The organism is Pedobacter insulae, assembly GCF_900113525.1.
Classification (GTDB): domain Bacteria; phylum Bacteroidota; class Bacteroidia; order Sphingobacteriales; family Sphingobacteriaceae; genus Pedobacter; species Pedobacter insulae.
The window spans coordinates 90786-116689 of sequence record NZ_FOPP01000009.1 but is presented as its reverse complement, the minus strand read 5'-3'; the positions used below and the strand labels follow the sequence as shown (position 1 = coordinate 116689).

13 protein-coding genes are annotated in these 25904 nt (G+C 40.5%); 8 read left to right on the top strand and 5 right to left on the bottom strand.

Translation table 11 applies throughout. From position 1 onward, the window contains the following. Window positions 1-8: 8 nt before the first annotated feature. The 3 genes from BM207_RS14885 to BM207_RS14875 are packed head-to-tail and all read right to left on the bottom strand — an operon-like array spanning window position 9 to window position 3398. A complete protein-coding gene (locus tag BM207_RS14885) occupies window positions 9-674 on the bottom strand; it encodes an ABC transporter ATP-binding protein (protein ID WP_090995990.1) in 666 nt (221 codons plus the stop codon). Between the two features lie 11 nt (window positions 675-685). After that, the gene (locus BM207_RS14880; protein WP_090995987.1) at window positions 686-2146 is read right to left on the bottom strand and encodes a TolC family protein; all 1461 of its coding nucleotides are present in this window, start codon (window positions 2144-2146) and stop codon (window positions 686-688) included. A 4-nt stretch (window positions 2147-2150) separates the two neighbouring features. Next, window positions 2151-3398: an efflux RND transporter periplasmic adaptor subunit gene (locus BM207_RS14875; RefSeq protein ID WP_090995984.1), complete on the bottom strand. Its 1248-nt coding sequence runs from the start codon at window positions 3396-3398 to the stop codon at window positions 2151-2153. A 404-nt stretch (window positions 3399-3802) separates the two neighbouring features. Here BM207_RS14875 and BM207_RS14870 point away from each other — a divergent pair, with 404 nt between their 5' ends. From BM207_RS14870 to BM207_RS14835, 8 genes are all read left to right on the top strand, one after another. Next, window positions 3803-7903 carry a hybrid sensor histidine kinase/response regulator transcription factor gene (locus BM207_RS14870; protein WP_090995981.1) on the top strand — a complete coding sequence of 1367 codons (4101 nt, stop codon included), beginning with the start codon at window positions 3803-3805 and terminating at the stop codon, window positions 7901-7903. Window positions 7904-8012: 109 nt separating this feature from the next. Then, window positions 8013-10607, top strand: coding sequence for an alpha-L-arabinofuranosidase C-terminal domain-containing protein (locus BM207_RS14865; protein ID WP_090995977.1), 2595 nt, complete (start codon window positions 8013-8015; stop codon window positions 10605-10607). Window positions 10608-10609: 2 nt separating this feature from the next. Continuing rightward, window positions 10610-12559, top strand: coding sequence for a glycoside hydrolase family 43 protein (locus BM207_RS14860; protein ID WP_090995974.1), 1950 nt, complete (start codon window positions 10610-10612; stop codon window positions 12557-12559). After that, window positions 12559-13665, top strand: coding sequence for a glycoside hydrolase family 88/105 protein (locus BM207_RS14855; RefSeq protein WP_090995971.1), 1107 nt, complete (start codon window positions 12559-12561; stop codon window positions 13663-13665). The genes BM207_RS14860 and BM207_RS14855 overlap by 1 nt, the downstream gene beginning before the upstream one ends. Window positions 13666-13667: 2 nt before the next feature. After that, complete coding sequence (locus BM207_RS14850) at window positions 13668-15209, top strand: alpha-N-arabinofuranosidase (protein ID WP_090996286.1); 1542 nt, start codon at window positions 13668-13670, stop codon at window positions 15207-15209. A gap of 7 nt (window positions 15210-15216) precedes the next feature. After that, window positions 15217-16536, top strand: a complete 1320-nt coding sequence (locus BM207_RS14845) for a BNR repeat-containing protein (RefSeq protein WP_090995968.1) — start codon at window positions 15217-15219, stop codon at window positions 16534-16536. Window positions 16537-16538: 2 nt separating this feature from the next. Beyond that, entirely contained in the window at window positions 16539-19664 is a 3126-nt protein-coding gene (locus BM207_RS14840) for a beta-galactosidase, LacZ type (RefSeq protein ID WP_218155061.1), read from the top strand. 3 nt (window positions 19665-19667) lie between these two features. Next, window positions 19668-20525: a glycoside hydrolase family 16 protein gene (locus BM207_RS14835; protein WP_090995965.1), complete on the top strand. Its 858-nt coding sequence runs from the start codon at window positions 19668-19670 to the stop codon at window positions 20523-20525. A gap of 46 nt (window positions 20526-20571) precedes the next feature. On the opposite strand, the gene BM207_RS14830 is transcribed toward BM207_RS14835, so the two are convergent. Together BM207_RS14830 and BM207_RS14825 are read right to left on the bottom strand one after the other, a co-directional pair. Then, the gene (locus tag BM207_RS14830) at window positions 20572-22506 is read right to left on the bottom strand and encodes a RagB/SusD family nutrient uptake outer membrane protein (protein ID WP_090995961.1); all 1935 of its coding nucleotides are present in this window, start codon (window positions 22504-22506) and stop codon (window positions 20572-20574) included. 10 nt (window positions 22507-22516) lie between these two features. Beyond that, window positions 22517-25786, bottom strand: a complete 3270-nt coding sequence (locus tag BM207_RS14825; RefSeq protein WP_090995958.1) for a SusC/RagA family TonB-linked outer membrane protein — start codon at window positions 25784-25786, stop codon at window positions 22517-22519. Window positions 25787-25904 lie beyond the last annotated feature (118 nt).

Genomic DNA, 25904 nt, shown 5'->3' with positions numbered 1-25904 from the left:
GAGCTGGTTTATTGAACTTGTGAACCATCAAATAAGCGAACTAACCGATGAGTTTTGTTCGCCATGTTTTCATCATGTGTAACCATTACAATAGTAGTTCCCTCATTTCTGTTTAGATTAATGAGGATCTCCATAATTTCATTCCCCATACCGCTATCTAAGTTGCCAGTTGGTTCATCAGCTAAAATAATTTGTGGATTACCTACAATTGCCCTTGCAATGGCAACTCGTTGGCGTTGTCCGCCCGACAATTGTGTTGGAAAATGCTTTAAGCGGTTGCTTAAGCCAACTTTCTCTAGCGCAGCTGTTGCCAATTGCCGGCGTTCCTTTGCTGAAGAAGAACGGTAAAGTAGTGGTAACTCTACGTTATCCAAAACATGCAGATCATTGATCAGATGATAACTCTGAAAAATAAAGCCTAACTTCTCATTTCTAAATTTTGCTAATCGCTGATCAGAGAATTTGCTGACATCCTGATCATTGATATTGATGCTACCTTTAGAAGGTTCATCTAATAGGCCCATAATATTGAGCAAGGTGCTTTTTCCACAACCAGAGGGCCCCATAATGGAAAGAAATTCGCCCTTAGCAATCTGGAGGTTGATGCCATTGATGGCTAGCGTTTCGACGGTATCCGTTCGGTATACTTTTTCTATGTTTTGTAAGCGTATCATTTGATAAAAATTTATGAATAGGTTATTTTTTTATTTTGTTCAAAATCGTATAATGACAAATAACGGAGCTGATAATACGCTGCCCAAAAATCTCTGAGCGATGACACATAATCTCTTTTAGCACGGTCATTTTCTTGAAAAGCAATACTCAGATCGGTGATGCTAAGATTACCTAGTATGTAGCGCTCGCTTGCAATCTTATATTTTTCGGCCGCAATTTTCTCTGCGGCATCCGTTAATAAAATCTGCTCTTTCATCATGTTAAACAGCGTAACTTGTGTAACAATTTGTTGCTTAAATGTTTGCTTATCCTGCTCAACAGTATAGGTGATAAATTGCTCATTGGCCAGCGCAGTTTTTGTCCTTGATTTAGACCTTCCCCAGTCCATAATAGGTATTGATAATTGCAATTCTATCGCTTGTTGGTTTTTTGGAGAGCGATACACGTCGAAAATCCTGGTGCTAGCATTGGAATATCCCAAATTCGCTCTTAGCGTAGCGGTAAGCCCATTTTCTCCCTTAGCTTTCGCTACATCTCTTCTAGCCTCCGCTAGGCGGCGCACAAACGCAATGGCATCAGAACGGTTCTCGAAAGCTTCTTCCAATACCTTATCTGCCGCAACCGTCATCTTGCCAACCACATCCGGCATGTTGAGCTTGAGCTTCTCATCACCACTAATACCGGCATAGCTACGTAAATTTAGCGTCGCAATTTCTACATCTCTATTTGCGGTACCCACTGCTTTCTTAGCATTTAAAACTTCCAGCTGCAGCTGCAAAATTTCATTTTTAGAGATTTTGCCGAGCTCAAATTTAGTTTCGGCAATCGTTAAAATACCTTGAGTATTGCCGAAATTAGTTTCGGCAATAGAAAGGTTTACTTGAGCAAGCAATAGATCGAAGAAATACTCAGTTACAGTGACCGCAATTTTTTCCTGCGTCTCAATAAATGCCTGTTTACTTTCATCAAATTTTAACGGCTCAATCTTTTTGTCCCATTTCAAACTATTAAACTGCAATAAGGGTTGGGTGTAGCCAATTCCATAGGGAATACCATTGTATAAAACGTTATTCCGGTCAAAATCATCAAACCTTTGCAGTTGTGTTGTACCATAAATCGTGCCCCCAGTAGCGGCAATACTCTGACTAAAATTAAGGGTAAGTGATGAGTTATCGTTGTGCACTGGTTGAAATAAAATAGTTCCATTAGGTTGTTGTACTTGTGTATAGGTTTTAGTATAACCTGGTAAAATGCCTTGCAACGACAATTGCGGTTGGTAATTTGCCCTGAAAGTACGCCATTCCCAATATTTAGTTTCCTTGGTGGTAATTGCCTGCTTTGCTGCAATAGAATTTGTTTTTGCCATCGCTACGACCTCTTTTAATGATAAAGTTATTGTATCTGCTGGTATAGCAACAGCGCTTCGGCATATCACTATTGTCATCATCAACATAAAAATTCGTTTTCTCATATCGTTAATATCCAATGGTAATTTTCTTAACGTTTTTATAAGCGCTCATATCTGAAGTAATGACCTCCTCGCCTTCTTTTAATCCACTTAATATTTCAACATAATCGAAGTTGCTGAGCCCTGTTTTTACAGTTCTACGTTCGGCAATACCGTTTTTAATCACGAATACTTCCTGTAAGTTCGACCCGTTAAAAGCGGCTCCATTTGACACACGTAAAACGTCATTTCGAGTATCGGTAATCAAGAATACATCTACTTTTTGATTAGGTCTTAATGCGGTGTTACTTTTGTCGCTTAACTGAATGTCGAAGGAAATGACACCATTGTTTACAGCAGGAGAAATGTTCACTATTACTCCTCTAAGTAATTTATCTCCAACCCTAATAATGGCATCCATGTGGTTATTAACCTGTTCCAACATGTTGTCAGATATACTCCCTGCAATTTTAAATCCGCTCAAATCTGCTATTCTAACCAACGCTTCCCCTTCTCTAATGCTGGCCCCTATGTTTTTGTTTACCCAGGTAATTACCCCTGCACGGGTCGCTACTACCTCCGCCAAATCAAGCTTTCTTTTAAGGGCTCTTAAATCGTTGCCCTGAATAGCCAAGGCAATCTCAGCTTCCCTGATTTCAATTTTCATAGTTTGCTGTTTGCTTTTGATTTCATTCTCTAATTGTAATTTCTCTAGTTCTGCAACTTTTAAATCAAGCTGGGCGCGCTCAACATCCTCTTTCGTACCTCCACCAGCGCTAAGTAGTCGCTTTGCAGAAGAAACAGCATCTTTTAGATTGCTAATACGAAGCTGTTTAATAGCGTTGTTAGATTTTATATCAAAAAAGCTTTTTTCAAGATCGAGTTTTAACTTACGAATTTCGTTTTCCTTGGATTCTATTTGGAACCGAAACTTCTCATAGTCCGTTTGAGTAGTGGATTTATCTAAGGTCAGTATAGATTGACCCATGCTTACCTTATTGCCAGCATCAATTAGTACATTCTTAATAGAGGCGTTAATTGGGCTGGCGATGATTTCCTCAAATTCCGGCAATACCTCACCCGTTGCATTAATGGTATTTTCTATCATGCCTGTGGCTACTCTTGCACTCGTAAAATCTGCACTGGTTAATGTGGGTTTAAAATAGTAGCGGATAAACCAAGCCGTAGCCATAATGACTATCACAACGGCACAAATAATAAATACGCTTCGCCTTTTCTGTTGCTTAATAATTTTTTCTTCAATCGGTGTATCCATGTAGTCTTCTTTTAATCACATCATCCTCTAAGTTTAAACCTTTGGTGTGACGATCTTGGTATACAAGACCAATGCCATACTTAATCATCTGATATTTAATTAATTGAAAAATAAAGTGAAATAAAAAATGCCCGATATCGAACGTTTCGTTTTATATCGAACATCTGAGAATAGCGTCATTGCGAAGCACGAACCATCAAATCATCGTCTTTCAAACTAAGCCCCAATGCTGATGGATCGATGACGATTTTATGGAAATGTTACACATTCTTATGGTTTTATCAATACTGATATAGCAACCTTTTTTAATAAACGTTAATTCAACATTTATTAAAAGAATTATTATATTTGAGCTAGAGGCCTAGCCTATACTGCACATTCAAACCAAATATAAATCACGAACTATGACGCTTAAAGGTAAGAGAGGTATTTTTCTTTATTTTCTTCTCACCCTTTTTTTCGTTCCCAATTTACAGGCAATCGAATATCCATCTATTGTTTCAATAGGAATTGAAAAAGGACTTTCGAATAACTCGGTTAGATGTGTTTTTAAAGATCGCAAAGGCTTTATGTGGATCGGCACACACGACGGTTTAAATCGTTATGATGGTTACGAGTTTAAAGTATTCCGAAACCAACTGGGCGATACCACGTCTCTACCTCACAATTATATTTATACCATCAATGAAGATCAACAACATAACTTGTGGGTTGGTACCGGGCAGGGGATTGGAATTTTCAACAATCTTACTTCCCAATTCAGCCCTGCCTATGTGATCCATAAGCTCACCGGAAAAAGAGAAAAAATAAGCGGTCCCGTAAATGTAATTGAAACCGCCCCCAATGGAGACGTGTTAATAGGCACCAACGGAATGGGCTTAATGGTTCGCAGCAAAAATAGTCCCACAGCTATGCAAATCCCTATTAACCAAAATGGGAAAGCACTAGTTGATTATAATGTAACTGCTATCAAAATCGGAGATCGTCAACAAATCTGGCTTTTTATAGATCCAATTGGTTTATGCGTTTACGACATGAAGACTAAGAAATTACGGCTCATTAATCAAACCATCCGGGCTGCTTCATGCATAGAAACAGATAAAGAGGGAAATATCTGGTTGGGAACCACTAAGGGATTATTCAAATATCAAATTTCCACTAACAGCATATCCTTACCATATCAAACAACAACTAACGGTTTAAGAGCGGCCTATGTGCAAACCCTCTGCTTTGACAAACAGCAACAGCTATGGATTGGCACTAAAGAAACCGGTGTAATGATCCTAAATCCTAAACAGGGAAAAGTAGTTCATCTTTCTACAGGTGGAGTAAAAAATTACCTGAACAGCGAACCAGTTCAAGCAATTTATGAAGATAATGAAGGTCGTAAATGGATTGGCACCTTAAAAGGGGGAATAAAAATGATTGCCTCAAGAGGCGCTAGTTTTAAAACCATCTCGCATGACCCCTTAAACCCAAACGGATTAGTCAACAATTTCGCGTCCTCATTTCTAGAAGAGGCTGATGGTAAACTATGGATCGGAACCGATGGCGGGGGAATTAGCATCTGGGACCGCAAAAGAAAAAAGTTCACCAATTTGAAACTTCAGGCGGGAAACAACCAATCATTAAGTAATAACCTCGTCAGCAACATTAAACAAGATTATTTGGGCAACATTTGGGTCGCAACTTTTGGCGGCGGAATTAATAAATTTAATAGATCTGATCAAACATTCGAACATTTTCGATGCGTTAACCAGGCAACAGGCCTAGAGAATACAGACATATGGCAAATTCTTGAGGACCAAGATAAAACTTTATGGGCTACCACTTTCTCTCAGGGAAGATTGTATTACTTAAACCGTAAACTTAACCGTTTCGAAGTATTCGATCAAAACTTGGCAATGGACTTGATAGCCATAAGAGAAGACCAATATAAAACGCTATGGGGAGGTAATGCGCATGCGTTGGTTAAGATAGATAAGAAGGCTAAAAAACATATTTATTATGAGATCGGAAAGCCGGTTCGGGTAATTTATGAAGATAAGAAAGGGAATTTTTGGATTGGTTCTGAAGGGGGTGGATTGATATTATTCAATAGAGAGGAAGGCAAGATAGAAAAAAGGTTTTCAACGTTGAATGGTTTATGCAACAACTCCATCTTAAGTATTGTGGAGGACAATGCTGGAAGCCTATGGATCAGTACTTTTAGTGGCTTGTCTAAATTTAATCCTACCAGGCAAACTTTTCTTAACTTTTATCAGGATGATGGCTTGCAGAGCAACCAATTCCTGGATAATGCCGGACTAAAATTGAAATCGGGCGAACTGGTGTTCGGAGGACTTAAAGGTTTTAATATTTTTCATCCTGATAGCATCCGCGCAAGTAAAAACGTTCCACCCATTTTAATTACAGGTTTAAGAATAAATAATCAAGCCATCTCGTCATCCGACCCTTATATCACCAAAACTAAGGGCGACCAAATCGAAGCATTGGAAATTCCATTTGATGAGGCTGTAGTGGCTTTCGACTTTGCGGCGTTAGACTTCACAGCACCAGGTAAGATTTCTTATGCCTACTATATGCAGGGATGGGATAAAGGTTGGAATTACGCTGATAAACTTAGAACGGCAGCCTATACTAAATTGTCGGAAGGAACCTATCATTTGCGTATCAAATCTACCAACACAGAAGGACAATGGATGAATAACGAAAAACTCATCACGGTGAAAGTTTTACCCCCCTGGTACCGTAGCTGGTGGGCATATTCGTTTTATGCTGCATTAGGTTTGGCGACGGTATATCTCTTTATAGCTTACCAAAAGCGCCAATCTTATTTAAAATATCAAATAGACCTCGCCCATTTAAAGGTCAAGCAAGAACAAGAATTCAGTGAAAATAAGTTGTCATTCTTTACACATATTTCGCATGAGTTTCGAACACCTTTAACACTTATCATTAACCCAATTAAAGAATTTATCAACAGCAGAAACAGCCACGTTGATTCGAAAGATCTGATTATCGTTTATCGAAATGCGCGAAGATTGCTCAGTCTAGTAGACCAACTATTACTGTTCAGAAAATCAGAAGTTGAACGTTTAAAAATCTCCAAATTTGACCTTATCCCTTTTTGCAAAGAAATTTATGTGTGTTTTAGCCAACAGGCAAGAGCAAAAAATATAAATTTCAACTTTCAATGCGTCCAAAAAACATTAAACATCTATGCAGATCGTGAGAAAATAGAAATCGTTTTATTTAACTTAATTGCTAATGCATTTAAATTCACACCAGATAGCGGCACAATTACTTTAAAAATTGAGGAGGGAGCACAAAGTATTGATCTACACGTTATAGATAGTGGACCCGGCATTGCTGAAGGCACTGGTGCTAAGATCTTTGAGAGATTTTATCAAAACTCAAACCAAAACTCGGCTACTGGTTTTGGGATTGGGTTATTTTTAGTCAAAAAATTCATAGAAAGCCACGGTGGAAATGTGAGTTACGATAGCACAGTTGGATCGGGCACCGATTTTAAAGTAACTTTATTAAAAGGAAGTGAGCACTATACAGGCCATATTTTGCATGAGCAGCAAAACCATGCAAGGTTTATCCCGGAACTTATTGAAGAAGACATCTATATCGATGCTTTAACAGAAATAACGCAAGCGGAAGATAAGCCCCAGATAGCCCCTGATCTCGATGCAACGACTGAGAAAAAAGCTATCTTGATTGTTGAGGATAATGAGGAGATCAGAAATTATGTTAAACAAATATTCAAAACAGATTACTTAATTTACGAGGCCGAAGATGGAAGCCAAGGATACGAAACAGCTAAAAAGCATGTGCCAGATATTATTATCACGGATGTGATTATGAAAGAGGTAAGTGGTGTTGACCTTTGTATGAAAGTGAAGTCGAACCCAGAATTGAGCCACATCCCGGTAATTCTACTCACGTCGAGCTCGTCGTCTGAAATTAAATTGAAAGGGATTGAACAAGGTGCGGATGATTTTATTACCAAACCATTTGACAAGGACATTTTATTAGCCCGTGTGGCGAATCTCTTAAAAAGCCGAAACACCTTACAAAAATACTTTTTTAACGAAATTACTTTGAAGTCTGAAGATTTTAAGGTTTCCAATGAATACAAGGAATTCTTAGAAAAATGTATCGCTATTACCGAGCAACATTTAGACGACGCTGATTTCAATGTAAAAACATTGGCGGAGGAACTTGCCACTTCACCTTCTCTCTTGTATCGAAAAGTAAAATCCATTTCCGGAAAAAGCACTAACGAGTTTATAAGATATATTAGACTGCGGAAAGCCGCCCAATTAATGGTCAGTTCGGATTACAATGTAAATCAGACCGCATTGCTTTGCGGATTTAATGACGTAAGGTATTTTAGAGAACAATTCAGTAAATTATTTGGAATAAGACCATCTGATTATATCAAGAAATATCGAGGCAATTTAGCTAATAAGCATAGGGTAATCCGACAATAAAATAGTTTATCCCTCTAATTTGCATGATTTATCCCCCTTGGTTTAAATTAAAAAAAACCTCTTTTGTATCTAGCAACAAATTCCAAACCTGAAAAACGAAACTTATTTAATGAAAAGACTATTTGTAGGGATTTGGCTTCTCTTCCTGTTATTCGATCAGCAGACGGTGTTAGCTTCCATAAAACCTGATTCAGTTTATCTTTTTTCCTACACTACGACAAAAAACGGCCATAGAAACGGATTGCATTTTGCATGGAGCAATAATCGCTCTACCTGGTTTATGATAGGAAATGAATATGGATTTCTAAAATCCGATTATGGAAGATGGGGAGCCGAAAAACGAATGTACAAACCCTTTTTATTAAAAAGTCCGGATGGTGATTGGCATTGCATCTGGAGTGTTAACGATCGTGACAATTCTTTCGCAATCACAACATCCCGCGACCTGATCAATTGGAAACCGCAGCATTACCCGAAGATCATTAATGCAACAAACTTGCTGAACCCGGTTCTTGCTCACAATCGAAAAACGGGGGAATATACCGTCTCTTTTGCTTCAAGTAACGAGAAATACCTGCAGCTTCGCAGCAAAGATCTTAAAACCTATAGCGATGCAACCGCAATTACTCGTTCTCAATTTATCGATCCCACTGTAAGCATCCATATTGCTGGTTCACCTGTAAATGGCCAGGTTCATCGAGTTGCCTGGCACACGGTTGATGACCTAATTAAAGCCTACGAACATAAACAATATCAAGACCAGCTAAATAATGAGTCTACAGCACAAGATCCACACCGTTTTGCTAATTTAAAAGAGGTAAACACAACCATCACTTTGCACCCCAACCGCACAAAGCAAATTAGCGATATGTTAGTCGGCGTGTTTTTCGAAGACATCAATTATGCGGCAGATGGTGGGTTATACGCCGAACTGATCCAAAACCGCGACTTCGAATATGCACTTAGCGACAAGGAAGGGTACGATAAAACCTGGACAAGCAAACACTCCTGGTTAATCAAGGGCGATCAAACTTCATTTACTGTTGATTCCGTAAACCCGCTCCATGTAAACAACCCTCATTACGCCGTTTTAACGGTTAAACAAGGTGAAACTACGCTTTCAAACCAGGGTTTTGATGGAATTACGCTAAAAAAAGGAGAAAAGTACAATCTTTCACTTTTTACAAAGACATTGGCAGGTAAGGTAAATCGCATCTCCGCTCGTTTGGTGGCAAATGACGGAAAGATCTTGGCGCAAGCTATTTTAAAACTCGGCCATACCAACTGGAAACAAGTCAACGCCAGTTTACTGCCAAACGACAATGCCAACAACGCAAGCTTAGAGCTTACCCCAATGGGGAATGGAACGCTTGCAATGGATATGATTTCTTTATTTCCAACAAACACCTTCAAAGACCGCAAGAACGGCTTGAGAGCAGACCTGGCACAAACTGTTGCGGCCATTAATCCTCGTTTTGTGAGGTTTCCGGGTGGCTGTGTAGCTCATGGAGATGGCATTCATAACATCTATCGTTGGAAAAACACCATCGGACCACTCGAAAGCCGCGTTCCACAACGGAACTTATGGGGTTATCACCAAACTGCCGGACTAGGGTATTTCGAATATTTTCAGTTTTGTGAAGATATAGGGGCTGCGCCCCTGCCTGTGCTAGCTGCCGGAGTTCCCTGCCAAAATTCGGCTACCGGTGGCGCAGGGCAGCAAGGCGGCATACCAATGGAAGAAATGGGCGCTTATATCCAAGATATTTTTGATTTGATAGAATGGGCCAATGGTGGTGTAAATACACCGTGGGGTAAAAAAAGAGCGGAAGCTGGACATCCTAAACCCTTCAATCTTAAATATATTGGCATTGGCAATGAAGATCTTATAAGTGATATTTTCAAAGAGAGATTCACACTGATCTTTAACGCCGTTAGAAAAAAACACCCAGAAATTACCATTATAGGTACAGTAGGTCCCTTTTCCGAAGGCTCCGATTATGTTGCAGGATGGAAACTTGCCGATCAGCTTGAAGTACCAATGGTTGACGAACATTATTACCAAAATACAGGTTGGTTTATTCACAACCAAGACTATTATGACCGCTATGATCGGTCAAAATCAAAAGTATATCTGGGTGAGTACGCCGCCTTTTTACCCGGCCGTCCAAATAACATAGAAACTGCGCTTTGTGAAGCGCTTTATCTAACCGCTTTGGAACGTAATGGAGATATCGTGCATATGTCTTCTTACGCACCAATGTTAGCCAAAGAAGGGCATACCCAATGGAACCCTAATTTAATTTACTTTAACAATAGTGAGGTCAAACCCACCACTGGCTATCAGGTTCAAAAACTATATGGGCAAAATGCTGGAACCACCTACATTGACGCATCTATAACTGTTTCCAGTAATCAGAATGCCGTAAAAAATAGAATTGCCCATTCCTTTGTGGTCGACCCCTTCACAAAAGATCTAATTGTGAAATTGGTAAACCTACTTCCCATTGCAGTCAATTCAAAAATAGACCTTAACGGTATTCTCCCTACAAGTGTTAAGGCCGTTAAAACCACGCTAACGGGTAATGCGGCCGACAAAAACGTAGAACCCCTATACGCTGATCAGGTTGTTTCTGAAAAATTCGACCTACAATTAGCAGCCTATTCATTTACGATCATCCGAATTAAAACGCAAAAAGAATAAACATGACGATAGGAAGATCCAAGATAAAAGACTGGTTAGTACTGATATTGCTAGGTGTTCAGCTCCAAGCGTTTTGCCAAAAGACGGCAAAAAATGAAAAGTTAAGCGCGTATTTATTTGTCTATTTTGCCGGAAATGGTCTAGGTGAAGAGTCCATCCGTTTCGCATTGAGTAAGGATGGCTTTACTTATCGGGCGCTAAACCAAAATAACCCCGTTATTGATCCAAAAAAAATAAGTTCAACTGGTGGCGTTCGTGATCCACATATCTTAAGAAGTCATGATGGAAAAACATTTTATATGGTTGTTACTGATATGAAAGTTGCGGAAAACGGTTGGGGACCAAATTTTGGAATGGTATTGTTAAAATCTATAGACCTTGTTAATTGGACTTCCCAAACAATAAATATCCCGCAAAGATTTCCCGAAATGGCGCATGTAAACCGGGTTTGGGCACCGCAAACCATTTATGACCCTGCTGCCGGAAAATATATGGTCTACTGGTCTATGCGCTTCGGAAAAGATCCCGATAAAATATATTATGCCTATGCTAATAAAGATTTTACAGACCTGGAGACGACTCCCCAGCAGTTATTTTTTAGTCCCGACAATTCGGCCTGCATAGATGGTGATATTGTGTTTAAAAATGGGAAGTACCACCTATTTTTTAAAACTGAAGATCAAAAACCAGGGATCAAAAAAGCAGTTTCAAGTAAACTTACCGGTGGATACACCATGGTTAATCCTCAATATCTTCAACAAACCAACGAAGCCGTAGAAGGAGCTGGCACTTTTAAACTTAACCAATCTGATACCTGGGTTTTGATGTACGATGTGTATATCAAGGGAAAATATCAATTTACGACCACAAATGACCTAGAAAATTTTACCGTCGCAGACCATCAGGTGTCGATGGATTTCCACCCACGTCATGGCACGGTACTACCCATTACTCAAAAAGAGGCGAATACCCTGGCGCACAAATGGAAGGCGCCGAAAAACTTAGAGTCAACTGCACAGCAAGCTCGAAATCCTTTACTAGGCGGCTTATATGCCGATCCTGAAATTATATATGCGAAGAAGACGGGAAAATTTTATATCTATCCAACAAGTGACGGCTTTACAGGCTGGTCGGGCACCTCGTTCAAAGCCTTTTCTTCAATTGATTTAATTAATTGGAAAGATGAAGGAGTGATTTTAGATCTGCCTAAAGATGTGAGTTGGGCTCAGAAAAATGCTTGGGCTCCTACCATCATCGAAAAAAAGATCAATGGTACTTACAAATATTTTTACTATTTCACCGCAGCACAAAAAATTGGAGTGGCTGTTGGTGATAACCCAACCGGTCCGTTTGTTGATAGTGGCAAACCCTTGATAAGCTCATTCCCCCTGGGAATAACTAAAGGCCAACAAATTGACCCTGCTGTTTTTAACGACCCAAAAACAGGAAACGATTACCTTTACTGGGGTAACGGTTATATGGCTGGCGTGAAACTTAACCCAGATATGACCTCCATAGATACCACTCAAATAAAAATCCTCACTCCCACACCTTCCTATAATGAAGGCACACACGTATTTTATCGCAAGGGAACATATTATTTCTTATGGTCTGAGAACGATACCAGAAGCGAAGACTATCAGGTTCGCTACGGAACATCTAGTTCCCCACTAGGACCAATAAATGTACCCGCCAACAACTTGGTGTTAGCCAAAAATAGGGAAATAGGAATCTTTGGCACGGGTCATCATTCGGTTATTCAAATTCCAGGAAAAGATGAATGGTATATTGTTTACCATCGTTTCAGTTATCCAAACGGCATAAAAATGGGCAGAGCTGCAGGCTATAACCGGGAAGTATGCATTGATAAGCTTGAATTTAATTCCGACGGAAGCATTAAATTAGTAATTCCAACACACAAAGGCATCAAACCCATAAAAGTTGCAAAATAATGAAAAAGGTCTTCTTGTTCATCCTATTCTTTGCCAGTTTAAGCCTGGCAGCGCAAACCAAAGACGATGTATTGGCAGCGATAAACAAAGCGAATAGCTATTGGCAGCAGCAACACAAGCCCGAGGTCTGGTCATTTTGGGACATTGCAGCCTATCATACAGGCAACATGGAAGCTTATCAGCTTACTAAAAATGAAACGTATAGAGGCTATTCAGAGAAATGGGCAGTTCATAATAAGTGGATGGGTGCCAAATCTGCAAACAAGGCAACTTGGAAATATAGCTATGGCGAAAACGATGAGCATGTACTATTTGGAGATTGGCAGATTTGCTTTCAAACTTATATAGATCTATATCACCTTGCTCCAGAAGCCTATAAAATTGCAAGAGCAAAAGAAGTTATGGAACACCAAATGAGCACGCCTGCAAAAGATTATTGGTGGTGGGCAGATGGCCTGTACATGGTAATGCCAGTAATGACTAAAATGTATAAACTAACAGGCAACAAATTATATCTAGAGAAATTACATACGTATTTTCTTTATGCCGATAGTGTGATGTATGATCAAAAAGAGCATCTCTATTACCGGGATGCCAAATATATCTTCCCCAAACATAAAACTGCAAATGGGGTCAAAGACTTTTGGGCAAGAGGAGACGGATGGGTATTTGCCGGACTTGCGAAAGTATTGAAGGACTTGCCAAGCAGTGATCCGCATCGCAAACTATATGAGCATAGATACAAGGCCATGGCCAAGGCTATTTTAAAAAGTCAACAAGCAGCCGGCTATTGGACGCGGAGCATGTTAGATCCGCTACAGGCTCCGGGAAAAGAAACTAGCGGAACTGCTTTTTTTACTTATGGTTTATTATGGGGCATCAACAACGGCTTGTTAAAAGAGAAAGTGTACCTGCCAACCGCATTAAAAGGATGGAAATACCTTAGCGAACAAGCGCTACAAGCTGATGGGCGTATTGGCTATGTGCAACCCATTGGCGAAAAAGCAATTCCAGGTCAAGTGGTAAATGCCAACTCAACTGCCGGATTTGGCGTAGGTGCTTTCTTACTTGCAGGGAGCGAAATGTATCGATATTTAGATAAATGAAAATGAAGAAGATAGTAGTTTTTAGCAGTTTATTGCTCTTACATGCGTTTTTCGCATCAGCCCAATCTGAGCTAAGCGTAAAAGTGGAAAAGGAAACAGGGGTGGTGATTAGCAAGCATATTTATGGGCATTTTGCCGAACATTTAGGAAGATGTATTTATGATGGCTTTTGGGTCGACAAGAATTCGGCCATTCCTAACAAAGGACGCATCAGACTCGACGTAGTCGATGCGCTTAAAAAAATAAAGATCCCTAATCTAAGATGGCCTGGCGGGTGTTTTGCCGATGAGTACCATTGGAGAGATGGCATTGGCCCAAGTCCTTTGAGACCAAAAATGGTGAATACCAACTGGGGCGGGGTTACAGAAGATAATAGCTTCGGGACCCATGAGTTTTTAGCGCTTTGCGAAATGTTAGCATGTGAGCCCTATATTGCGGGCAACGTAGGCAGCGGCACCGTTGAAGAAATGGCAAAATGGGTAGAATACTTAAATTTCGATGGCGTAAGCCCAATGGCTGATTTACGCAAACAAAACGGAAGAGAAAAACCATGGAAAGTCTCCTTTTGGGGTGTTGGAAATGAAAGCTGGGGCTGTGGGGGCAACATGACCGCTCAGTATTATTCAGACCTATATAAAAGGTATGCAACCTATGCGCGTAATTATACGGGGGCTCCACTGAAAAAAATAGCTAGTGGAGCCAATGCCGAAGATTATAATTGGACAGAAACCTGCATGAAGAATATTCGTGGAGATATGTGGGGATTAACCCTACATTATTATACCCTACCAACCGGCAACTGGGGTAAAAAAGGGTCGGCCACCAACTTCGATGAATCGCAATATTTTAATACCATGAAAAATTGCCTTAGAATGGAAGAGATCGTATCAAAACACGAAGCAATAATGGACAAATATGATCCCCAAAAAAGAATCGCATTAGTGGTTGATGAATGGGGAGTTTGGACAGATGTAGAACCGGGCACCAATCCTGGATTTCTATACCAGCAAAACAGTTTGCGTGATGCATTGATAGCCGGTACAACCTTAAACATTTTTAACAATCACGCTAGCAGGGTTAAAATGGCCAACTTAGCGCAAACCATCAACGTGCTCCAAGCCCTCATCCTTACCGAAAAAGACAAAATGCTTTTAACGCCTACTTATCATGTATTCGATATGTATAAGGTTCACCACGACGCCAAACAATTAAATTTAAGCTTTACTTCACCCGATTATGAATTAGACGGGAAAAAGATCAAAGCCGTAAATGCCTCTGCTTCTATCGACAGCAGCGGAGTGATTCATATCTCCTTCGTTAACCTTGATGCGCATAAAACCATAGCTGTTAATACCGACTTATCGGCATTTAAATGGACAAGCTCTACAGGCACTATCCTCACTGCTAATGCAGTAAATGATCATAATACTTTTATGGATCCAGACAAAGTAAAAATAAGCAAGTTTAACGGCGCTAAAAAAGAGAAAGATCAGCTATTGGTGAACTTACCTCCGCACGCAGTTATTACTTTAACACTTAAATAATTTCAGGATGTTTAGCAGAATGATAGGTTGTCTTTTAGCCCTGCTATTTTTAATGGTCACCGCCAACGCGCAACTGCCCGCTAAAATAACAACCGTTGCTACAAATGGTTGGGCTAATAACGCCGTCAATACGGTTATCTTTAGGAAAAATGCATTGGTAACCTATCAAAACACCCAGTTTACCAGTTATTACGACGCCGATCAATATGTTGTGCTAGCTAAGAGGCAAATCAATAGCGAAAACTGGATCGTATCTAGAACGCAATATAAAGCCGACGCTACCGATGCTCACAAATCTATCAGTATTATCATAGATGGCAAAGGCTACCTTCATATTGCATGGGGCCAGCATAACAATAAACTCAATTATGCCCAGTCAATTGCTCCAGGCTCATTAACCTTAGGATCTCGAACACAAATGGTAGGTGCAAAAGAAGAACGTGTAAGTTACCCAGAATTTTACGCACTGGCTAATGGCGATATTTTATTTCTGTACCGCGACGGTGGATCGGGCAATGGCGATCTGGTTATCAATCGTTATGATTCTTACAAAGGTGTTTGGAGTCGGGTGCAAGATAATTTAATTGATGGTGAGGGAAAACGCAATGCTTACTGGCAAGCTGCAGTTGACCAAAAAGGGACTATTCACATTTCCTGGGTATGGCGAGAAAGTCCAGATGTTGCCAGCAATCATGATCTCTGTTATGCGAAATCTGAAGATGGTGGAGTAACTTGGAAAAAATCCAACAGTGAGCCCTATCAATTACCAATCAACGAAGCGAATGCAGAGTATGCCTTCAAAATCCCGCAACAGCGTGAACTCATCAACCAAACGGCTATGTATGCTGATGATTTAGGTAATCCCTTTATAGCAGGGTACTGGCGTGATCCGCAATCTATAGTTCCGCAGTATCATATAGTATACCATTTAAATGATACATGGACAGTGCTGAATTTGAATTTCAGAAAAACACCCTTTACTTTAAACGGCATGGGCACTAAACAAATCCCGATTTCCCGACCTCAGCTTGTTACTTGGAAAAACAAGAAAAGCACCGCAGTAGCATTGATATTTAGAGATATAGAAAGAACAAATAAAGTATCAATTATTACCGCTAAAAACATCGAAAAACCAACTTGGGTCATCAGCGATCTCACCAGCGAAAGTGTTGGAGACTGGGAACCAAACTATGACGTATTACTTTGGAAGAAAAAGCGCCGGCTCGACCTGTTTGTTCAGCAAGTAGAACAGGTAGATGGAGAAGGTAAAGCAACCAAACTCCCTACCCCTATCCAAGTGTTAACCTGGCTGCAATCAAATCATTAACTATGAAAATTTTTTTACTACTTGTTTTACTTATCCTATTCAATATGCTGCCCATAAAAGCGCAACAAAACGATTGGGAAAACCCACAGCTAGTTGATGCCTGTAAAGAAAAACCTCGTGTTTCCTTTATGCTTTTTAACAAAGCACAGGATGCCTTAAACGATGATTATTCCAGCTCCCCAAACTACAAATCACTAAATGGAACCTGGAAATTTAATTATGTCGACCGATACATGGACCGCAGAACCGACTTCTACAAAACCACGCTCGACGATTCGGGCTGGGCAAACCTTAGCGTACCCGCTAATTGGGAACTGAATGGGTTCGGAATTCCGATTTATACCAATATTACCTACCCTCACCCCAAGAATCCACCTTTTATAGGGCCAAACAACCCTGTGGGAACTTATCGAAAAACTTTTACAGTGCCCGATAATTGGGATGAAAAAGAAATACTGCTGCATTTCGGATCTATTTCTGGATGTGCATTTATTTATGTGAATGGCTATAAAGTGGGCATAACCAAAGCATCAAAAACACCCGCAGAGTTTAACGTTACCAAACACCTTAAAAAAGGTCAAAACTTGCTGGCTGTTCAGGTTTTCCGCTGGCATGACGGCAGCTATTTAGAAGACCAGGATTTTTGGCGCTTAAGCGGTATCGAACGGGATGTATATTTAACGGCCATGCCAAAGCTTACCATTTGGGATTACTTCATCAAAGCAGATCTTGATACAAAATATATTGATGGACTTTTTAGCGCCGACATTGATTTGCGTAAGTTTAATGGCAATACCGTTAAAAAAGGCAGCCTAGCCATAACACTACTCGATAAAGCAGGTAAACATATCTACCAAAAACAGCAAGATTTTGAAAGTACTGCCGATAGTATCCAAACGGTCAGCTTTAAAGCAACGATCAAAAACCCGCTAAAATGGAGTGCCGAAAAACCAAATCTATATGATTGTGTAATTACCCTTCGCGATGGGAACGGAAACATTACCGGAATTTCCGCCTCAAAAGTTGGCTTTCGTAAAGTAGAGATTAAAAACGCCCGACTATTAGTTAACGGAATGGCCATTTCAGTACATGGCGTTAACAGACATGAACATGATGATGTTACTGGCCATACTACAACAAAAGAATTGATGCTAAAAGACATTAAATTGATGAAAGCATTAAACATTAACTCGGTTAGGCTTTCTCACTATCCCAATGACCCGCTTTGGTATAAATTATGTGATCAGTATGGACTATATTTAGTTGATGAGGCCAATATTGAGACGCATGGGATGGGTGCCGAGTTTCAGGCATGGTTTGATAAAAGCAAACATCCTGCTTATCTTCCAGAATGGGCCGCTGCGCAGGTAGACCGCACAGTTCGTATGGTTGAGCGCGATAAAAACCATGCATCGGTTATTATCTGGTCGCTCGGCAATGAATGTGGCAATGGCCCGGTTTTCCACGACAACTATAAATGGATAAAAAACAGGGATCATACTAGACTAGTTCAATTTGAGCAGGCTGGCGAAGATTGGAATACCGACATTGTTGCGCCTATGTATCCAAGCATTGGAAATATGAAACGATATGCAGCCGACACCACTAAAACCCGTCCTTATATTATGTGCGAATATTCCCATGCAATGGGCAATAGCAATGGGAATTTCAAAACATACTTTGATATTATGCGAAAAAGTAAAAATATGCAGGGCGGTTTTATTTGGGATTGGGTAGACCAAGGAATTAAAACCGTTGATGGAAATGGAAAGGTATTTTGGGCTTATGGCGGCGATTTAGGGGGATTTTACCTGCAACATGATGAAAATGGAGTTGCCGATGGCATTGTTAGTTCCGATCGCACACCAGATCCGGGTGCCTATGAAGTAAAAAAGATCTACCAGCAGATAATTTTCAGTGCAAAAGACTTAAACAAAGGGCTTATCGACATTGAGAATAGCTTCGATTTCACCAACTTAAGTGAGTATAAATTTACTTGGGAGCTGTTAAAAAACGGTGAAAAAGTAAATGAAGGCAACTTTGATGTTCAACTGGCTCCTCATCACACCAAAACATTCACTTTAATCTTACCGAAATATAAATCGGCTGCCGGTACAGAATACCTACTCAATGTGTATGCCTATACCAGGAAAGACGATGAAATGCTCCCACTTGGCACCGAAATTGCGAAAGAACAGTTTAAATATGCAGGAGATTACTTTGCAAAAGAGCCAACAACAATTGCAAGCAAATTAAGCATTAGCAAAGACGACAAGAAAATAAGCTTTAGTGCTGGAAATGTAACGGGTGAGTTCGATTTGAAATCGGCAAAATTTACCCGATATACCAATGGAAACAGCTCATTTAATAATTTTCCAGAACCTTACTTCTGGAGAGCACCTACAGACAACGACTTTGGCAATCAAATGCCCTCCCGCCTTGGCGTTTGGCGTGCGGCACATCAGCAAAAACAACTTAAAAGCGTAACTGTGGGCGAACAAAATAAGGATGGACTACTCATTGAGGTTATTTGGCAACTAACCAGTATCGATGTTCCCTATCAAGTGAGTTACCTGTTGCAAAACGATGGCGCTATCAAATTAACGGCTACTTTAGATATGACGGGACGAGAACTGCCTGAACTACCCCGGTTTGGCATGCGTACTACCTTACCAAAATCATACAACACTTTAAACTATTATGGCCGTGGCCCACACGAAAACTATATAGACCGCAATTTTGGAACCTTTATTGGCACGTATGAGGATAAAGTAGAGAATCAATTCTACAAAGGTTACATCCGGCCGCAAGAAAGTGGCAATAAAACCGATGTAAGATGGTTTACGTTAAGTGATGAAACAGGCAAAGGAATTAAAGTTGATGGAATGCAGCCTATTGCCTTTACGGCTATTAACCATAGTACAGAAGATCTAGACCCGGGCCTAACTAAAAAGCAGCAGCATCCTACCGATCTGCCTCCACGGAATCAGGTGTTCTTGTCGATAGATCTTAAACAACGCGGGTTGGGTGGTGATGATAGCTGGGGTGCGTATCCGCATCGGGAATATTTATTGCTCGATAAAAAATACAGTTACAGTTATACCATCAGTTTATTACCTAAAAACTAAACTATGAATGTCAAATATCTTTGTTCTTTATTAGCAATAAATGCTGCGTGGGCAACAGCTGTTTTTGCCCAAAAAGAAGATCCAAAACTGCTTTACCAAAAAGACGGGTATAAACTGGTGTGGGCAGATGAATTTAATGAAGATGGAAAACCCAATGTCAATAACTGGAGGCATGAACAAGGCTTTGTTCGTAATCAGGAACAACAATGGTATCAACCAGATAATGCCTGGTGTGAAAACGGGATGCTTATTATAGAAGGACGGCAAGAAACTAAACCAAACCCCAGGTATCGCAAAGAGGCGAAAGACTGGAAAAGCAGTCGCGAAACCATTACCCACACCTCTTCTAGCATTAATACCAGGGGTATGCATAGCTGGCAGTACGGTCGCTTTGTAATGCGTGGTAAAATAGACGTAAGTGCAGGCCTATGGCCCGCATGGTGGACCCTGGGCAATGCAGGCGAATGGCCGTCGAATGGCGAAATTGATATCATGGAATATTATGCAGGCAAAATGCTGGCGAATGTGGCCATTGGTACTGCTAAAAAATATCATGCAGAATGGTTTAGTGTAACCAAAACAATTCCAGCTTTTGGCGGTAAAGAGTGGGCCTCACAATTCCATATTTGGAGAATGGATTGGACTGAGCAAAGTATTGATTTATTTGTAGATGATGAATTACTGCTCAGCGTACCAATGGATCGCTTGGTGAACAAAGATGGCAGTAACACACATCCTTTTAAACAACCTCATTACATGTTGTTAAACCTGGCCATGGGTGGTATGAATGGTGGTGAACTTCAAGACACGAAATTTCCTAATAGATTTGAAGTAGATTATGTAAGGGTTTATCAGCGTTGAACAAAAAAACCCTAGCACAATTGCCAGGGTTTTTGCGAGGTATAAACTAATTGGTTACATCTTCATCGGCAACGGCCTCTTGCCAAGTCTCCCATCTTAAGGTAGCGGGATTATGGCCAGAATAACCTTCATTTTGCCAAAGAGGAAACCCTGCATTAAGTCGGATGGTGTTATTAGGAATTGGCCAGCTGATATTATGCGGAGCCATGGTGTAAGAACGACCTCTTACCTGCACCTTCCCTTTATTATAGAAATCACTATAATGCTGAATACGTTGGTACCAGTAACTGTTCTTCGCTAAATTTTCTACGGTGTAAACATTGCCCCATTCATCAGCCTTACCGCTTAGTGCCAAAGAGTATGACACCCGGCTTAACTCCGTAAAGCGCCATTCCTCCATGTTCAGTTCACGAGCGCGTTCATTCATGATATCGCCCAGATTTACTGCGGTGTACAGCTGTGTACATTTAGCACGTTCTCTTACTTTATTTACATCGGCAGTTGCACCAGCAATATCACCTTTGTAAAATTTAGCCTCGGCGCGGAGTAAATAGGTTTCTGCCAAACGATAAAGATACAAATCTCCAGCGCCACCACGGTGGTTTACCTCATTCGGATTTAACGACTCGATTGGATCTTCGATATAATATTTATAATGAGGCCAAGCAAAATATTGACGAATGGTATCAGCCACGAGAAGTCCACCCGAAGCATTTCTCAAACGTACATTCTGTCCAAAAAAGGTGCTGCTTGGATCATTGTATTTAAGATCCTCCATCTCCATCCAGTTACCTACCGCACTATTATGGCGTAAATCTCCGGCATCATTAACCCCATTCACATACCACAAACCTCTTTGTGCAAAATGAGTAGGGCGAATATGTGCAATACCCCTTCCAATAGCGTGCACATAATCTAAATTAGCTCGATAACTTGCATTGGATGCCGGTAAAAATCTGATGCCTTGTTTCGCATCTGGCGTTGCTAAACCAATGTTGTCCATAAATGGAAGCCAGTTACGCATGGTATTCATTTTAATAGCCATTTCAGTTCCGTTACGGTTTGGCATAATCATAATAGCTTCTGTATTGGCTCCCACAGATTTATTCTCTGGTCGGTGTAAATCCCATATCACGTTACGGGTAATAGGCAAAGTATTTGGATAAGGATTAATAAAGCTACCGAAGTTGTTCATGGCTAATGAATAACCAGATCCAGTGATCAACAAATCAGCCTGTGCAATTGCTTTATCGTACTGTCCAGTAGCCAGGTAACATTTTATCAGCAACTGCCTACAAGCGCCTTTGTTTACCAGGCCTTTTAAGCTCATGTCTTTTTGATCCGGCACCCACTGCACCGCCTGTTCCATGTCCTCAGTAATTTTTTTCAATATCGCTTCTCGCTTCGTACTACGGAAGCCTGTCTTCACTACCTTGGTAATCTTTGTAATCAAAGGCACATCTTTAAATTGAAAGGTTAGTGCCATATAGCGCCACGAGCGGTGGAAAAGTGCTCGTCCTTTGTATTGATTTTTTGTGGCTTCGTCTAGACCTTCTACCGCATCTATAAAGTTCAATATCGTATTGGCGTACTTAATGCCATTGTACGTTTCTCCCCAGAAATACGTTAATCTTTCTGGCATATCTGTTGGAGTAAGTCGCGTGGCGATATCAATAAAGATATTTCCATCATCCGTTTTAGAGGCAACACTCACATCCGAAAACATATATTCGGTACTGATCGGAAGGCTTAAATCTGTGTAACCAGAGAAGGTCCAATAAGAACGGAGGTGACGATCTGCAATTGCCATGGCTGCATCCAGGCCGCTTTTTGTGCTAAATGTTTCTCCTGGCTCGAAGAATGACAGTGGCTCTGCTTCCAAAAACGATTTCTTACAACCTGAAAATGTTGTAGTAACGCCTGCAAATATTAAAAGTGCAGTCGATATTCTTTTGATTAGTTTATAATTATTCCTTTTCATCGCTGTTGCTTTAAAAATTTACGTTTAATCCAAATGTGTATATTCTAGGTGCTAAAGCTCCTGTTTCTATGTCCCAATATTGCCAGTTTTTATCTTTTTGCCATACGGCAACATTCCGAACAGAACTGTATACTTTTAGCTTATCAATCCCTATTTTACTGGTAATACTATTTGGTACTACATAACCCAATGTCACATTCTCTAAACGGATAAATGAACGATCGTAGAGCATACCCGGAGCAGAAACTCCCGAAGGGCCCCTGGCATCAAGACGTGCGAAATTGTTGGTAGGGTTATTCACCGTCCAATATTCCTTTTGCCAGGTGTTGGCCAAGTTGGTTACTAAAGATGTACCGTTGTCCTGGTTCAAATAAGCACCGCTTAAACTTTTATGACCCATATATGAATACATATTAAAAGAGAAGTTAAAGTTTTTGTAAGTAAAGTCGTTGCGTAGCGACCACATGATGGGAGGATTGGTCTGTCCTAAAAACTCTTTATCATTGTCATTATAAACCGGAACGCCGTTGTTATCATCAGCCGTGTAATAGTTAGCCACTTTCGGATCTCCCGGGCGCTGACCATACTTGGCGGCCTCTGCTACCTCATTTGTCTGCCAAATTCCAGTTACGCGGTAATTCCAAATAGCACCAATTGGCTGACCAATAAACCATCCGTTCCCAACATCGTCCCTCTCCTTGGTTGAAGTCACATTTCCATTTGCATCAACTACATTATCATATACATAATACAAGTGTTGGATGGTATTTTTATACTTAGAAATGCCAAAAGTGGTATTCCATGAAAAGTTTTTATTTCTGATATTTTGCGAGTTAACGGAAAGTTCAAAACCTCTGTTTTCTACTTTTCCCAGATTGGTATTGATGCTACCAAATCCAGTAAAATCTACTAAAGACCTTAACATAATCATATCCACCGTTGGTGTGATGTAATAGTCGAATGCCCCAGTAATCCGGTTATCCAGAAAACCAAAATCTAAACCAGCATTAAAGGCCTCCGTTTTTTCCCAGGTAAGTGCAGGATTCGCCAGACGATCCATTAATAAATACTTATACTGAATGAGGTTCCCGCTATTGTCTATATAACCAGCTGTGGCTCCTCCCCCAAGCCCAAGATTAGCCAAAGCAAGGTACGGGTTAGCTAATTGTCTGTTTCCATTTTGTCCCCACGAAACTCTTAGTTTACCATTACTCATAGCCTTCCATTTGAAGAAACTTTCATTCGTAAATGTCCAGGCTGCCGCTGCAGAAAAGAAGGTCGCTCTTGGATTTAATGCTCCAAATCCAGAGTAACCGTCGCGACGCACCGATGTAGTCAGCATATATCGATCATTATAGGAATAGAACAAACGGGCAAGCATCCCATCAGCAGTTTCTTTGACATCATCTGAATCAAAACGACTTAAGTTTTTATCCCCAAACAACGTCTCGTGATATCCCAATGCATCACTTGGCAGGATGTTACGGGCTTCGATCCGATCTTGCCAATATTGTCTTTTCTCTGCTTCCTGTACCAGGGTAATATTTACACGGTGTTTTTTAGCAAACTCACGCTCCCAACTTAGGGTATTATTGAACGACCAATCTAAACGTTTAGCCTGCTCACGGTTAACCAAGCCGTTTGTTCCTTTCCAGTCTGGGTGACTGGCGGACTCCCAATACCGATCATGGAAAAACTGGAAACGCGGTGAACCGTTAAATGAATAATTAATGCCTAGTGGTAATTTTATTTTGGCATTAAAAATGGTATTCAATACGGTAAATCCTTTGTCTAAATCCAGGTAACCACGGTTAAAATCGTAGTTATAACCATAATTATTCACCATGTTATCTCCCATCGGATGTACTGCCAAATTTCCTGCAGCATCCCTATAATTAGCAAATGGAGAGTTGTTTAAGATTTGTCTGCTCCAATCTACTGCTAAATCACCATCGGTACGGTTCTGGAAGTTCACATTGGCTCCCAATTCCAACCATTTGGTAATCTTACCTTCCAACTTTAAATTACCTCGAATTGCACTATATTCATTGCCTACCGCAACGCCTTTGTTCGATAAGTACCCTACCGACATATAATAATTCATTTGGTCGGTAGCTCCCGAAGCACTAATGTTGTAATCTTGATTAACACCTTTTTGAAACGAATGATTATACCAATCGAATGTTTGCCCACCAAGATAGTTGGTTAAGACTGTGCTTTGTAACAGTAAACGCTTTGCCCAAATTTCGTTATCAGTTGTTACAGCGGGATTGTTGGTATAAGCCTTCCATTGTGCCAATGTAATTCCATATTTGGCTAAATTCGCATCAGTAGGCTCCTCGTAATAACCAGGTTGGGTTTTGAAAGTAGATTGATAAGGCTCGTAGTTGCCTGTAGCCGCATTTAACCCATAAGAAGGGGCTGTATACCAATCTTTCCGGTACTGCATATATCCTGCCCCATCAAAAACTTCACGGTCTGCCGCCTTCTCTACCATCCCAAAATTCGAGGTAAAGTTAATTTTTGGTTTACCGATCTTTCCTCTTTTAGTTGTTACAATTAATACGCCATTGGCAGATTTTGCTCCATAAACTGCTGAAGCCGAGGCATCCTTCAAGACATCGATCTGTTCAATGTCGTCTGGGTTGATCTCTGAAAATTCGCCATAAAAGATTGTCCCATCTAAAATAATTAATGGATCATTGTGGCCACCCGCACTGTAAACAGAACGGATCCCGCGAATTTGAATGGAGCCACCGCCCTTAGCGGAAGCATCAAAACCGACACTTAGACCTGGGGTTCCACGTAAAATATCTTGTACGGTATTCGGATTTTGATCAGCTATTTTATCTGGCCGAATTTGCGTAATTGCCCCAGTAAGGTCTTTTTTCTTCATGGAACCGTAACCCACCACAACTGTTACTTCGTTGAGGGTTTTACTGTTTTCTACCAGTTTAATTTGGATATTAGAACGATCTCCTACGGAAACAGTCTGCGGATCGTAACCAATATAAGTAATAACCAACACCGAGTTATTGGCCACCTGCAAGCTGAATGCTCCCTGGCTATCGGTACTCGTTCCGTTTCCACTGCCCTGTACTTTTACAGCAGCTCCAACGAGTGGAATGCCATTACCAGCATCGGTTACTTTCCCTGTAATGGTTTTGGACTGGCCATAAACCACCTGGGGTGCTGCAATCAACATTGCAAAAAATAAAATAAGGAGGCTATTAAAAACCCTCCATTTATAATTGTTAAAAGTTAAGTAATAGTTTAGCATAGTTTAAGTTTAAATTGTCAGGTTGACTAATTAATTTCTCTTGAGTTTTAAGCAATCGATCTCGATCTCGATCAAAATTCTTCGTCCTATGCTAAGGATCGTTGTTAGTATATTTAAA